Annotated in this window: 13 protein-coding genes; 1 reads left to right on the top strand and 12 read right to left on the bottom strand. The window is 49.6% G+C overall.

What is annotated here, in order from left to right; genetic code table 11:
- Window positions 1-42: 42 nt before the first annotated feature.
- The gene (gene elyC, locus D8682_RS07560) at window positions 43-819 is read left to right on the top strand and encodes an envelope biogenesis factor ElyC (protein ID WP_121813947.1); all 777 of its coding nucleotides are present in this window, start codon (window positions 43-45) and stop codon (window positions 817-819) included.
- Here the strand turns inward: elyC and D8682_RS07565 are convergent.
- From D8682_RS07565 to aroA, 12 genes are all read right to left on the bottom strand, one after another.
- Complete coding sequence (locus D8682_RS07565) at window positions 799-1692, bottom strand: YcbJ family phosphotransferase (RefSeq protein ID WP_064548215.1); 894 nt, start codon at window positions 1690-1692, stop codon at window positions 799-801. The genes elyC and D8682_RS07565 overlap by 21 nt on opposite strands.
- Before the next feature lie 157 nt (window positions 1693-1849).
- Window positions 1850-2596, bottom strand: coding sequence for a 3-deoxy-manno-octulosonate cytidylyltransferase (kdsB, locus tag D8682_RS07570; RefSeq protein WP_121813948.1), 747 nt, complete (start codon window positions 2594-2596; stop codon window positions 1850-1852).
- A complete protein-coding gene (gene ycaR, locus D8682_RS07575; RefSeq protein ID WP_064548219.1) occupies window positions 2593-2775 on the bottom strand; it encodes a protein YcaR in 183 nt (60 codons plus the stop codon). The genes kdsB and ycaR overlap by 4 nt, the downstream gene beginning before the upstream one ends.
- Window positions 2776-2821: 46 nt before the next feature.
- Window positions 2822-4057, bottom strand: a complete 1236-nt coding sequence (locus D8682_RS07580) for a winged helix-turn-helix domain-containing protein (protein WP_121813949.1) — start codon at window positions 4055-4057, stop codon at window positions 2822-2824.
- 50 nt (window positions 4058-4107) lie between these two features.
- Window positions 4108-5091, bottom strand: coding sequence for a tetraacyldisaccharide 4'-kinase (lpxK, locus tag D8682_RS07585; protein ID WP_121813950.1), 984 nt, complete (start codon window positions 5089-5091; stop codon window positions 4108-4110).
- On the bottom strand, window positions 5088-6836 hold the full coding sequence (msbA, locus tag D8682_RS07590; RefSeq protein WP_064548225.1) for a lipid A ABC transporter ATP-binding protein/permease MsbA: 1749 nt from the start codon (window positions 6834-6836) through the stop codon (window positions 5088-5090). The genes lpxK and msbA overlap by 4 nt, the downstream gene beginning before the upstream one ends.
- Before the next feature lie 36 nt (window positions 6837-6872).
- The gene (locus D8682_RS07595) at window positions 6873-9143 is read right to left on the bottom strand and encodes a ComEC family protein (RefSeq protein WP_121813951.1); all 2271 of its coding nucleotides are present in this window, start codon (window positions 9141-9143) and stop codon (window positions 6873-6875) included.
- Window positions 9144-9345: 202 nt separating this feature from the next.
- Window positions 9346-9633, bottom strand: coding sequence for an integration host factor subunit beta (gene ihfB / locus D8682_RS07600; protein ID WP_034456367.1), 288 nt, complete (start codon window positions 9631-9633; stop codon window positions 9346-9348).
- A gap of 91 nt (window positions 9634-9724) precedes the next feature.
- Entirely contained in the window at window positions 9725-11401 is a 1677-nt protein-coding gene (gene rpsA / locus D8682_RS07605; RefSeq protein ID WP_034456368.1) for a 30S ribosomal protein S1, read from the bottom strand.
- Between the two features lie 195 nt (window positions 11402-11596).
- Window positions 11597-12283 (bottom strand): (d)CMP kinase, encoded by a 687-nt coding sequence (gene cmk, locus D8682_RS07610; protein WP_064548229.1) that lies wholly within the window; start codon window positions 12281-12283, stop codon window positions 11597-11599.
- A gap of 179 nt (window positions 12284-12462) precedes the next feature.
- Window positions 12463-13221 (bottom strand): M48 family metallopeptidase, encoded by a 759-nt coding sequence (locus D8682_RS07615; RefSeq protein ID WP_064548231.1) that lies wholly within the window; start codon window positions 13219-13221, stop codon window positions 12463-12465.
- Between the two features lie 185 nt (window positions 13222-13406).
- Window positions 13407-14690, bottom strand: coding sequence for a 3-phosphoshikimate 1-carboxyvinyltransferase (aroA, locus tag D8682_RS07620; RefSeq protein ID WP_121815660.1), 1284 nt, complete (start codon window positions 14688-14690; stop codon window positions 13407-13409).
- Between the last annotated feature and the right edge of the window lie 11 nt (window positions 14691-14701).

Genomic DNA, 14701 nt, shown 5'->3' on the forward strand with positions numbered 1-14701 from the left:
CCCTGTTTACCTGCTGTATGGCTAAAAAAGGACCCATAATTCATGCTTTTTATCCTGAAAAAATATATCGGCGGGCTGCTGCTCCCCTTACCTTTTTTGTTATTGATGATGGGTTTTGCGCTTTGCTTACTGTGGTTCAGCCGCTGGCAAAAAAGCGCAAAAGCCTTATTAAGCGTGAGTTGGTTAGTTTTACTACTGATTAGCCTGCAACCGGTGGCTGACAAAATGCTCAAACCCATCGAAGATACCTACCCAACCTGGCGCGGTAGTGAAAAAGTGGATTACATTGTGGTGCTCGGTGGCGGCTATACATGGAACCCGGAATGGGCACCAAGTTCCAATCTCATCAGCAATAGTTTGCCACGAGTGACTGAAGCGGTGCGTTTGTGGCAGGCAAACCCAGGTGCGAAGATGATCTTTACCGGTGCGCGAGCGCTGACAAATCCGGTTAGCACCGCAGAGGCTGGTGCTCGGGTGGCAGAAAGTCTGGGGATTCCGCGCTCACAAATCATCACGCTGGAAGAACCGAAAGATACTGAGGAAGAAGCGGCAGCCGTCGCGAAAACTCTTGGCCACCAGCCATTTTTACTGGTGAGTTCCGCGTCACATCTGCCACGTGCGATGATTTTTTTCCGTCATGCTGGATTGAATCCACGCCCGGCACCAGCCAATCAACTGGCCATTGCGTCGCCACTTAATCCATGGGAGCGAATTATCCCGGCTCCGGTTTGGTTAATGCACAGCGATCGTGCCATTTATGAAACGGTAGGACGCGTCTGGCAATGGCTCAAGGGGGCGTCAGGAGATCCAGGGCAGTAAATTTTTCGACGCGACATCAAAGGCGGGTCGGTTTAGTCGGCCTGACTGCAACAGTTGCGCTATGCAATCCCATAAGACGTATAACCAGCGCCGCCACACAAACGACTCAGCAACGGGTGCGCGTTGCAAGTAATGCCACAGCAGGCTTTCCGACTGCCCTTGTTCATACAGGCGGAATATTTCATATTCGCGCGGTGCCCAAAGCGTCATTCCAGGATTTACCATCGCCAGTAACTGGTCGCTACGCCCGTCTTTCAACATGCTACTGAGCGAAAAGTTGCCGTGCACCAGCACGCAGTTATCGTTGAAATCTTCGAATAAGCGCGGTAAACATTCGCGGGTACGGAACAGGATGCGACGGTCCTGCATGGTCAGGCCATTGTTGGGATATTGATTGAGGGTTGCCCACAGTGTTTCGACGTGTTGCCGATACCATGATGGCCAGATATTTTCTTGTGTGCTGTCGACGTTCCCGACGCAGCCGCGGCTATCAACGCGGTGCCAGGCTAGCAGCCCTTCCACAATTTGGTCTTTCAGATGTTCCCAACGGTCTGGAGTGCGGGTTGGCGCTTCCACTGGTACGCCACGCAAGCGTTCCATTAAAAGCACGTCTGGCCCTGGCGTATCATCATGCGTTACCACCCCGTAAACCACGGGTAAACGCACCGTGCCGGAGCGAGCGAGCATGGACATTTTCCAGGCTAGCTGAGCAGCCACGCCTCGGGAACTAAAGCTTTTTGCCAGCAAAGACATCGCATTACCCTCGCTGTCATACAGCGACCATAGCGCGGTGTTTGGCTGTTCGTTGATACATTCTATCCGGCTTAGTTTTTCACCCAGCAGATGACTCAATTCCTTGCGTAGCAACTCCATGACTCATTACCCCTTGCAACACTGGTGTTTTTATAATGAGCTTGCCAGCGCAGGATGTCATCACCTGAGATCAATATGCCTTTAGATAATAAAAAAACCGGCGTTCTATGCCGGTTTTTTTATACATGGGGTAAGTTCCACACTGCGACTCAAAACGTTAGCGCATCGCCTGGCGCACACGTTCCAAATCTTCAGGCGTATCAACCCCAATACTCGGAATCTCTTTCGCGACGGCGACATGGATCTTTTCGCCATTCCACAGCACACGCAATTGTTCGAGCATTTCGATTTGTTCGAGCTGGCTTGGTTCCCAGGTCACGTAACGACGAATAAAACCTGCACGATAACCATAGATACCAATATGGCGCAGCAGAGTATCGCCAATGGTTTCGCGAGACTGTGCAAAACGGTCTCTGTCCCATGGAATCGTCGCACGGGAGAAATAAAGCGCGTAGCCCTGCGCATCCATGACCACTTTTACTGCGTTCGGGTTGAATGCTTCTTCCGCTGAGTCGATTGGCACCGCAAGCGTGGCCATGCCCGCCTGGCTATTTGCCAGATTGCTGGCAACCTGGCTAATGATCGCCGGAGGGATCATTGGCTCATCTCCCTGCACATTCACAATCACGGTATCATCACTGAAACCATATTTTTCAATGACTTCGGCAAGGCGTTCGGTGCCAGATTGGTGATCGGCGCGGGTCATACAAACTTCACCACCCGCCGCTTCAACGGCACGAGCAACGTCTTCATGATCGGTTGCAACGATGATACGCTCGGCACCCGATTCGCGGGCGCGCTCCATCACATGAACGACCATCGGTTTGCCGTTGATGTCTTTAAGCGGTTTGCCCGGCAAGCGTGTAGAGGCGAAGCGAGCAGGAATTATGGCCACAAAACTCATGGGTTTTTCTCGTCAGAATTCAGAACTCGAGCTTCAGTCTCCAGCAGCACCGGAATACCATCGCGCAGAGGAAACGCCAGGTGGTCAGGTTTGCAGATAAGCTCCTGCTTTTCCTGATTAAAGTAGAGCTTGCCGTTACAAACCGGGCAAGCGATGATTTCAAGTAATCGATGATCCATGGTTACTCCAGAATGACCGCCATCAAAGGCGAAAGGATAACATAACTCACGCGTTCTCCGGGTTAATTTCCCAACCTTCGCCCCATGATGAAGCGAATAACGCAGGGATATTACCCAGGCGAATCTGTGTCGCGCCCTGCCAATGAGCAAAGTCTGTGAATGCCGTATGCAGACCTTTAATTAAGGACTGGTTCGGCTTAACGCCATCCTCAAGATATAAGCTGATAATTTCCAGCACTGCGGATTTGCGGTGCATTTTTGCATCGACTCGCCCCACAATCTCCCCCTGATGCAGCAGCGGCAGAACAAAATATCCATACCTGCGTTTTTCGGCTGGGGTATAGCATTCAAGGCGATAGGAGAAGTTAAACAGTACTTCGGCACGCTTGCGATCCCAGACCACAGGATCAAACGGTGATAACACCGCGGTGTGGGTGGCGCGCAAAGTGTTTTGTTCAGCTTTAGTCAGTAAAGGGAACAGGTCACTGTGCAACCACATTTCGCCAATACCCTCAACGCTAACCGGAATGGCGCTACCCTTGTCCTGCCATTGGGTTAACAACGGTTTGAGAGAGATCTTCTTCAATCGGTAATAATCTGCCAGCCATTCAGGGCGGAAAATACCAAGGCTGCGCGCGCTGTTTTCCAGCATCTGCAGTTCAGCATCCTGCTGTTGTATAAGATGCAAATCGTCATTCCAGTGCGGCATCACGCGAGAGGTCAAGTCATAAACACGCTGAAAATTGCGTCGCTCAATCACCATGACCTTCCCAGCGGTGAATAACCCCTCAAGATGTTTCTTGTGAGGTTTCCATTCCCACCACCCGCTCGAGCCTTTACGGGGATGTTCAAAGTCAGCAGATCGTACCGGGCCGTTGTTTTCAATGTGAACCAGGAGTTTTTCAATCTCTTCGGCGTGCTCGACCATCCATTCAGGGCGGTACTTCCAGCCCATTTTTTCGGGGTTCAGCATCCGATGACGTATTAGCGAAAAGTCTTTTCTCGGTAAAAAGCAGGCTTCATGCGCCCAATACTCCATTAAATCGCCGTTAAGAAGAGCATCATCAAGCCACGTTTGCGGGAAATGACCTAAGCGACTGAATAACACCAGATACGGGCTTCGAGCCACGATATTAATAGTATCAATCTGGAGCAACGACATACGGTCGATGGCTGCAATAACATCGGCAGGTTTTGGACGGCGGCGAGGCTTAACCAGTAAGCCTTGCGCGGCAAGATGAAGATTGCGGGCTGCACGTAAAGTCAGTTGCGGTACAGACATGAATGAACCTTGTCGTCAGCAAACTCGAATTCCGATGCGGTAACTTACAATTATCGCACCAGCGCCAATAGTGACTGCAATAACTCGTCGGACTGCGGTTGTGCTAAATGTGCGTCGACCGGCAAATACCACCAGTTAGTGTGGCCGGATACAAATAAGCGGCATTTGACAGCGTCTTTTTCAGTCATTATCAGGGTTTCCCCTGGCTGAACTAATTTTATGACGTCACTTTCGTTTAACGCCTGATGGTCGGAAAGACTGACAGTCCGAATCGGAGTGACACCACATTGCTGTAAGGTGGCAAAAAAGCGTGGCGGATGGCCAATTCCAGCCATAGCGACAACGCTTTCAAGCGTTTGTACCGGGCGACGTTCACCAGTCAGCAGATTAACGGCGTCACTGGGTTGCAACGTCATCGCTATTTCACCTGGTTTAGGTTCACCCCCGTTGGTAATGACGGCATCGACCGAAGCCAGGCGCCCGATTCGTTCGCGCATTGGCCCGGCTGGAAGCCACCATCCGTTACCGAAACGCCTAACACCATCAACCACCACGATCTCTTTATCGCGCCCCAACGCATAATGCTGCAAACCATCATCGGTAATGATTAACTGTGGTTGGATTTTTTCCACCAGCATTTTCACCGCTTCACTACGGCGCGGCGCGACTGCCACGGCAGCACCCGTGCGCTGATAGATAAGCACTGGCTCATCACCTGCTTGTGACGTTGTGGTGTGTTGATCAAGCAACAACGGGTAGTGTTCGGATTTACCACCATAACCGCGAGAGACAACTCCAACACGGATACCACGCTGCTGGAGTTGTTCAACCAGCCAAATCACAACGGGTGTTTTACCATTGCCACCGGCTGTCAGATTACCAACAACGACCACCGGTACCGAAGCACGCCAGGTTTTTTTGATCCCTAAGCGGTAGCAAAGACGTATAGCACCGCTCACCAGGCCATAAAGCCAGGAGAGCGGTAATAGCAAAAGGTAGAGGGGAGATTTTCCCGACCAGATGCGTTCTATCATGAACCGAATTGCATTCTATGCAGCTGGGCGTAAACCCCACGATGCTCAATCAACTCTGCATGAGGACCGCGCTCAACGATACGACCGTCTTCCACCACCACAATTTCATCAGCCTGTTCAATGGTTGATAAGCGGTGAGCAATGACTAATGAGGTACGGTTTTTCTGCAGTTCATCTAACGCTGCCTGAATGGCACGCTCAGACTCGGTATCCAGAGCAGAAGTCGCTTCATCGAGAATTAATATTGGGCTATCGCGCAATAGTGCACGCGCAATGGCGATACGCTGACGCTGACCACCTGAAAGCAAGACACCATTTTCACCAATGACGGTATCCAGGCCATTATCCATCTTGCTGATAAAGTCCATGGCATATGCCATACGCGCCGCTTTTTCAATGTCGTCGCGGCTGTACTGTTCAGTACGCGCATAGGCAATATTGTTAGCAACAGTGTCGTTGAATAAGTGAACATTTTGCGAGACTAGAGCGACCTGATTACGCAACGAAGATAAGGTGTATTCACGAATATCCACCCCATCAATCGTGATGCTGCCTTCCTGGATATCGTAAAAACGCGTCATTAAGCTTGCGATAGTAGACTTACCTGAGCCAGAACGCCCCACCAACGCCACGGTCTTACCCGCTGGGATCGACAGGTCAATCTTGCGCAGAGCTGGCACTTCACGCCCCGGATAGGTAAAGGTCACATCACGGAATTCAACATCACCTTTAGCGCGCTCAATAACACGTTTCCCTTCGTCTTTCTCTTGCTCAGAATCGAGAATAGAGAACAACGTTTGGCAAGCAGCCATACCGCGCTGGAACTGAGCGTTGACGTTTGTCAGGGATTTCAATGGGCGCATCAGAGCGATCATTGAAGAGAAGACCACGGTGATGGTACCGGCTGTCAGCGTTTCCATCACACTCGGGAAGCTTGCTGCGTAAATCACAAAAGCCAGAGCTAAAGAGGCAATCAACTGAATGATAGGGTCAGAAATAGATGAGGCCGAAACCAGTTTCATACCCTGCCGGCGCATACGGTTACTGACTTTATTAAAACGTTCTGTTTCCACTTCCTGGCCGCCGAAGATCAGCACTTCTTTATGGCCTTTCAGCATTTGCTCCGCACTGGTGGTGACCTGCCCCATCGTGTTCTGCATGTTTTTGCTGATATTACGGAAACGTTTGGAAACCATACGAATCGCGAAGGAAACGATAGGAGCCAGTACAATCAGAATCAAAGAAAGCTGCCAGCTATACCAAAACATCAGCACAAACAGGCCAATGATAGATGCGCCTTCACGCACGACCGTTATCAATGCGCTAGATGAAGAGGAAGCAACTTGTTCGGAATCGTAAGTAATGCGCGAGAGCAGCGTACCAGTGGACTGCTGGTCAAAAAACGAAACCGGCATGCCCATCATGTGGCTGAACAAGCGACGACGCATGTTCATAACTACCTGCCCAGAGACCCACGAGATGCAATAGCTGGAGACGTAACTCGTCGCACCACGCAGCACCATCAGCCCGATAACAACCAGCGGCATCCATAGCAGCACTGATTTATCAGTTTTTCCAAAACCATCATCCAGTAACGGTTTAAGCAAAGACAGCATATAGGTATCACTGGCAGCGTTTAGGATTAACGCAATACCAGCCACAATCAGACCCGGCTTGAAAGGAGCAATCATCGGCCAAAGGCGGCGGAAGGTCTGCCATGTGGAAAGATCTTTATCGTTATGCATTCAGTAAACCAGCATTAGATGAAATAGCCGCATATTCTACCCATTATCCCGGGATACACCAAACCACTGATGATACCAACGGGGTGAAATTTGTTCTCTGAAGCCATTGATTTGCCATTTATCACTATTTATATCGATAGTCAGCTGGCCTGATTGCGCCGTGTCATACCATTTATATCCTTGCGCCTGGTAGCGTTTAACCACTTTCCCGGAAGGTAAATGCCAGGCGTTATAACGCGATGTAGAGGCAAGTGCAGCACCTCCAGAAACTGCACGCAGCAGCGGTGCAACCGAAGATGTGCGACTACCATGATGAGGAACCTGAATAATATCAGCATGTAAGATATCCCATCGTCTCTTGAGCATAGCTAATTCAGCTTCAACTTCCACATCACCGGTTAACAAGATACGAAAGTTCCCGTCGCTGACCATCACCACACAAGAGCCATTATTACCCGTCTTTACTGGCTGATCTGGAGGCCACAACGCAGTAAACTTCAAACCCCGCCATTGCCATTCCTCCCCTTGAAAACAAGGGTGATGCCCTGCCCAACGCAGTGGACTGTGAATTTTTAACGCTGGCCATTCGCGCTGCAAACTGATTAAACCACCGCGATGATCAAGGTGCTCGTGGCTAATGACGACTTGCTCTGGGGTTAGATTATGCCAACGCAGCCATGGAATAATAACTTGCTGAGCCGCATCACCACCGGGCCAGGCGTTCCCGGTATCGTATAGAAAGACCTTTCCTTGCCGGATAATCGCAATCGCCAGACCGTGCCCGACATCTAACATGGTGATTTGCCACGAGCCGTCTTTTTTCTCAGGCCGCATTGTGGAAACAACCAGGGACAGGATCAGCGCTATCACCGAAAACGACGAGCTGCGCCATAACGCCAACCTATGGATAATAATCGCCAGCCAGCCACACAAACTCAAAAGCTGAAAACGGTCATCTACTTCCAGCCAGCCGTCAGGTAATAGCGACAACGATGTAAAAAGTAGCGCCAGCAGACGATCTACACCCCACCACAAATGTTCTCCTATCCACGGGATACTGGTAAGCACTAATCCCGCTAATAACAATGGCACGACGATAAAAGTAATCAGCGGTACTGCGAGTAAGTTCGCTATTAACGCGCTAAGGCTAATACCGTGGAAAATGAAAATTTGTAGTGGCATCAGCAAAACCATGATGCCAACCTGCAGGTGCATTAAAGCGAGTGGATAACGATAAAACCATTTCGTCGTTAGTACACTTTGTGGCAGTGGCATCCATTGATACCAGAAAATGAGTGAGGCAACAGCCAGTGCCGATAGCCAAAAACTGTCTGACAAAACAGTAAGAGGGTCATAAATCAGAATACCCGTGATGCAGCAAAGCCAGACCTCCCACCCGGACCAGCATCGCCCCTGTAGCCGTAGAAAAAGCCAGATAATGACCCCAATCAGCGCTCTGACAGCCGGAGGGTTTCCCCCTGCCAGCCAGGTATAAGCAGCGGCGGCTATGACACTGGCTAAGAGTGGCATTCTGAAATGAACTCGATGTGCAGGAAAACTCAGTTGTATTAAACGAGCGATTAACCAACCCACCATCGCAGCCAGTGAGATGTGCATCCCTGAGATGGCCATAAGGTGAGCCGTGCCGCTCTGGCGAAGCAGGTTTTTCTGCTCATCATTCACTGCCGAGCGGTCACCAAATGCTAATGCCAAAATCACGCCCTGATTGGGGAGTGATTGAGTCGAAAATTGAACAGCGGATAACCATTGAGCCCGTAAACTGCAGCGCTGCGTAATGGGATCAGCCGAAATAATACGTGCACTCAATGGTTGATGTTGTGCAAGAGCATATCTTTGGCTATCAAAACCGCCTTCGTTCAGTTGCCCATGTACTGGCCGCAGTTGCAGTTTCATGCGCCAGCGTTGCCCTGCGCAAACGCTAGCCGGTAAGTAGCCACCACGACTTCTGATACCAACAGGTGGAAAAATTACCTTTCCTTCTACCGATACCATTTCCCAATCGTGATTTTGCTTTCCATCAGTTCGGGCCATCACCGCTTCAACCGTAATAGGTTTGCCGGACCATTGTTCGACAGGCATAAGACTAGCTCTGGCGTTCAGTAACGCCCAGCAAAAGCACAACAAACCAAAAGCGATATAGCGCGCAGACAGATGCGGGATGAGTCCAGTGCATACTGCCGCAAAGAGGATGACTGCGATAATTGGCATATCAGGAATATTGGCCAGCCACGCCAGAGGCAGAATGCCAATAATTGCACTGCAACATAATCCGATTGAATTCCTCACGACTACCTCCTTGTTAAAGGCAGTGTGAAGTATTAAAAAATGACGTCAGCTATGGATAATCAGTTCTTCGAGAAGGGTTCCAGGCTTTCGGAGCTGCATGAAAATACAGCCGAATAATTTGCGAGCGGAATCGAAAACTGTGATTTTTGGCATAAAAAAACGGCACCCGAAGGTGCCGTTCTTGAGAATTAAATCCTAAGACTTAATTACCGTAAATGTTGGCGCGGTCACGTAATTCTTTACCTGGTTTAAAGTGCGGAACGTACTTACCTTCCAGATCCACTTTATCGCCAGTTTTTGGGTTACGTCCGGTGCGAGGTGCGCGATAGTGTAAGGAAAAACTGCCGAAACCCCGGATTTCAATACGCTCACCTTGGGCGAGTGTAGAGGCCATATGCTCCAGCATCTCTTTCACTGCATCTTCTACAGCTTTCGCCGGGATGTGAGATTGCTGAGTTGCAAGTCTTTCTATCAATTCTGACTTGGTCATGATTCCTCCGGTTTCCTTTCAGGAAAATTAACTTACACCTATCAATCGAACAAGGGCGGCCGTAGCCGCCCTGATTTAAGTGCTCAGACGATTACTCGCCTTTAGCTGCTTTGAATGCTTCAGCCATAGCGTTAGAGAAGTTTGGTGCATCTTCCTGTTTGTTGTTAACAGTAGCGATTGCATCTTTCTCGTCAGCTTCGTCCTTAGCACGAACAGACAGGCTTACAACACGGTTTTTACGGTCAACGCCAGTGAATTTAGCTTCAACGTCGTCGCCTACGCTCAGAACCAGAGTTGCATCTTCAACGCGGTCACGGGAAGCTTCAGAAGCACGCAGGTAGCCTTCTACGCCATCTGCTAATTCAACTGTAGCACCTTTCGCGTCAACTGCTGTTACTTTACCAGTAACGATAGTACCTTTCTTGTTCAGTGCAACGTAGTTGTTGAACGGATCTTCTGCGAGTTGTTTAACACCCAGGGAGATACGCTCACGTTCTGCGTCAACTTGCAGAACCACAGCCGCGATTTCGTCGCCTTTCTTGTATTCACGAACTGCTTCTTCGCCTGCAACGTTCCAGGAGATATCAGACAGGTGAACCAGGCCGTCGATGCCACCGTCCAGGCCGATGAAGATACCGAAGTCAGTGATAGACTTGATTTTACCTTCAACGCGGTCGCCCTTGTTGTGGGTTTCAGCGAACAGCTGCCATGGGTTAGATTTGCACTGCTTCAGACCCAGGGAGATACGACGACGTTCTTCGTCGATATCCAGAACCATAACTTCCACTACATCACCAACGTTAACAACTTTGGATGGGTGGATGTTTTTGTTGGTCCAATCCATTTCGGAAACGTGAACCAGACCTTCAACGCCTTCTTCGATTTCCACGAAGCAGCCGTAATCAGTCAGGTTAGTCACGCGACCAGTCAGTTTGGTACCTTCTGGATAACGCTTAGCGATTGCGACCCATGGATCTTCGCCCAGTTGCTTCAGACCCAGAGACACACGAGTACGCTCACGGTCGAACTTCAGTACTTTAACGGTAATTTCATCGCCAACATTCACGATTTCGCTTGGATGCTTAACGCGTTTCCATGCCATATCAGTGATGTGCAGCAGGCCGTCAACGCCGCCCAGATCAACGAATGCACCGTAGTCAGTAAGGTTCTTAACGATACCTTTAACTTCCATGCCTTCTTGCAGGTTTTCCAGCAGTTGATCACGTTCTGCGCTGTTTTCTGATTCGATAACTGCACGACGAGAAACAACAACGTTGTTACGCTTCTGGTCCAGCTTGATGACTTTGAACTCAAGCTCTTTGCCTTCCAGGTGCAGAGTGTCACGTACCGGACGAACATCTACCAGTGAACCTGGCAGGAACGCACGAATACCGTTCAGCTCTACAGTGAAGCCACCCTTAACTTTGCCGTTGATGATACCGACCACAGTTTCAGCTTCTTCGTAAGCTTTTTCCAGCGTGATCCAAGCTTCGTGACGCTTAGCTTTTTCACGGGACAGCAGAGTTTCGCCAAAGCCATCTTCAACAGCGTCCAGAGCAACATCAACTTCGTCACCAACCTGGATTTCCAGTTCGCCAGCAGCATTTTTGAACTGCTCTACAGGAATTGCAGACTCAGATTTCAGACCAGCGTCAACCAGTACGATATCTTTGTCGATAGCAACTACTACGCCACGAACGATGGAACCCGGACGGGTTTCGATTGTTTTCAGGGATTCTTCAAAGAGTTGAGCGAAAGATTCAGTCATGTTGTTAATCTTCAAGGTTCTTTAGTTTAACGTCCATTTAGCGTCCCGCCGAATGGGGTTGTTTCACATACCCCGCCATTGGCTCCATGCCGACAGGGTTTAGGTTACAGGGGTAAAAAACTACCCGATATGTCAGGATACCACTATGGCAATATCATGACAAATATGACAAAACTTACACCAGCGCAATATTCACTATTGAGCTGGTGTTAAAATTTTCTGCGCATAAGTAAGCGCTTGTTTGATGACGTCGTCAATGGACATGCTGGTTGAATCCAGCACCAGCGCATCTGCGGCGGGCACTAACGGTGCTATTGCACGATTACGGTCACGGTCATCACGTTCTTTTATTTCTGCCAAAAGGCGCTCAAAGTTAACACTAAAGCCCTTCTCCTGCAACTGTAGCATACGTCTACGCGCACGCTCTTCAGAAGAGGCGTCAAGGAAGATTTTTACTGGTGCGTCAGGGAAAACCACGGTGCCCATATCACGGCCATCAGCAATCAGTCCCGGCGCTTCTCTGAATGCGCGCTGACGGCGCAGCAATGCTTCACGAACACGTGGGAAAGCAGCTATCTGAGAGGCTGCATTCGCAACTTCCTGAGTACGAATTTCTGCGCTGACGTCTTCTCCTTCAAGGATGACTTCCAGGTTGCCTTCATTGGCAACAAAACGCACATCAAGGTGGGCAGCAAGTGGGACTAGCGTATCTTCGGAGGTTACATCAACCTGGTGATGTAAGGCCGCCAATGCCAGAACTCGATAAATTGCTCCAGAATCAAGCAGATGCCACTGTAACGCTTCCGCCATGGCTTTACACAGCGTGCCTTTACCTGCGCCGCTTGGACCATCAATTGTTATTACTGGGGCGGGTGCCGTCATCGTACTCTCCTCTTGCTGGAATTACGGACCTAAAATAGAAACGCCGCATATTATACGCTGCCAGAATCCTGACCGTTATCTTTCCTGCCAATTATCGTCTTTAATGAGGTTGAGTGTAGAAGAATTGCGCAACTTGAGGTGGGGCTGGAAAAAACCAGCCCCAAATTCAGAGAGGTAGTTTATTTTTTATCTGCTGCTATGCGGTCACGGACATGTTGTGCACGTTCAACTGATGGCGGATGTGAATCAAACATAGACTTCGATGCACCACCATCAAGCGTTGCAAGCTTATCAAAACTGCTTGCCAGTCCTTGAGTATTTATTTTGCGTTTTTTGAGGAGATCATATGAGAAATCATCCGCTTCTGACTCTTCACTGCGCGAGAACGTCGCATTAATCGCCGCTTCTGCTAAATCACCAAGTTGTGACTGAGATAACTGTGATGCCACTCCGCTGGTTGCAGAAACTGCATCCCTGGCCGCCATAGTGGCATAGGCTGTTTGCAGTTTTTCCTTTGAATGACCCAAGGCTACGTGACCCATTTCATGACCAAGAACACCTTCAACTTCGTTATCGGTCATCATGTCCATTAAGCCGCTGTAGACACGTACACAGCCGTTGGCCATCGCCCAGGCATTGATATCGCTGGTCAAATAAACTTTGTAATTCACTGGTGTTCCGTCGATCTGATTCCCAAGAGCCTTGGCAATTTTGTTCAAGCGTTTGGCATATTTGCTGGATTTACCCGCGAGTTGGTTTTCACTATCTGCCTGCTTACAGGACTGGTTTGCCACTGCCTTAACATCCGCATCGCTGAGTGTTGCGGCTTTGAAGGCCGACATTCCGGACGATGCCAGTTTATCGCCATTCATGTTCTTACACGCTACCAGAGACCCCGCCATTAACACTGCCAATACTACCTTTTTGAAAGTCTTCATAGTTATCTTCCGTTGATGAGCTATACATGAAATAAATCATCGATTTGTTGATCAAATCGGACGTGAGATTAACAGTGGTACAAGCGGGTGCAATGAAAGCGGAGGTACGAAAACGGAGTTGATCTTATGCAGGATATTGAGAATTTACTCCGGCACTCAACGTTACCGGAGCAAGTGGTGGTGCATTACTTGAGGGTGCTAATACGTGCTAACTGTTCGAAATAGTCCGGGAAAGTTTTTGCCGTACATTTCGGATCAAGGATGGTCACTGGAGTATCTGACAACGCCACCAGCGAGAAGCACATAGCCATACGGTGATCGTTATAAGTTCCAATTTCAGCAACTTGCAGCTGAGCTGGTGGAGTCACGGTAATGTAATCCTCCCCCTCTTCCACTATTGCGCCCACTTTACGCAGTTCAGTTGCCATAGCGCTCAAACGGTCAGTTTCTTTTACACGCCAGTTATAAATATTACGTAGAGTGGTCGTACCTTTGGCAAATAAAGCCGTAGTAGCGATAGTCATTGCTGCGTCTGGGATATGGTTCATATCCATATCAATGGCGTTTAATTCGCCGCGCTCGCAGGAGATGAAATCATCACCCCAGGTGACTTTCGCACCCATTTTTTCCAGCACATCGGCAAAACGGATATCGCCTTGAACGCTATTACGACCGATGCCCGTCACTTTTACCGTACCGCCTTTGATTGCACCAGCCGCAAGGAAGTAAGAAGCTGAAGAGGCATCGCCTTCCACCAAATAAGCCCCTGGAGAGGAGTACTGCTGGCTACTACGAATCACAAAACAGCGGTAGTCGCGGTTTTCTACATCCACACCAAAGGTTTTCATCAGATGTAAGGTGATGTCGATATACGGTTTCGATACCAGGTCACCTTTGATAGTGATTTCAGTGTCGTTTTCCGCCAACGGTGCCGTCATTAAAAGCGCGGTCAAAAACTGGCTGGAAACGCTGCCATCGACGGCAACCTGGCCACCGCTAAAACCACCACGCAAACGCAATGGCGGATAATTTTCTTGTTCCAGATAATCAATCTGAGCGCCGCCCTGACGTAAAGCATCAACCAAATGGCCAATCGGACGTTCTTTCATGCGTGGTTCACCGGTCAGCACGATGTTATTGCTACCCAGACACAGTGCCGCCGCCAGTGGGCGCATCGCCGTACCCGCATTCCCTAAGAACAGTTCCAGCTCGCCCGCGGCTTGCAATGGCCCACCCATGCCGGTCACTTCACAACGTGTACGATCGGCTGAAAGTGTATAACTTACTCCCAATGCTTTCAGTGCGTTGAGCATATGACGAACGTCATCGCTATCCAGCAAATTAGTCAGTTCAGTCGTGCCATGCGCCAGTGCTGCAAGCAGCAGAGCGCGATTAGAGACACTTTTTGAACCAGGAAGATTAATCGTGCCGTCGACCAATGCGATGGGTTGTAACGTCAGGGATTCCAGCATGGGGTAAA

Origin of the sequence: Buttiauxella sp. 3AFRM03 (assembly GCF_003675305.1) — a bacterium.
Taxonomy (GTDB): domain Bacteria; phylum Pseudomonadota; class Gammaproteobacteria; order Enterobacterales; family Enterobacteriaceae; genus Buttiauxella; species Buttiauxella ferragutiae.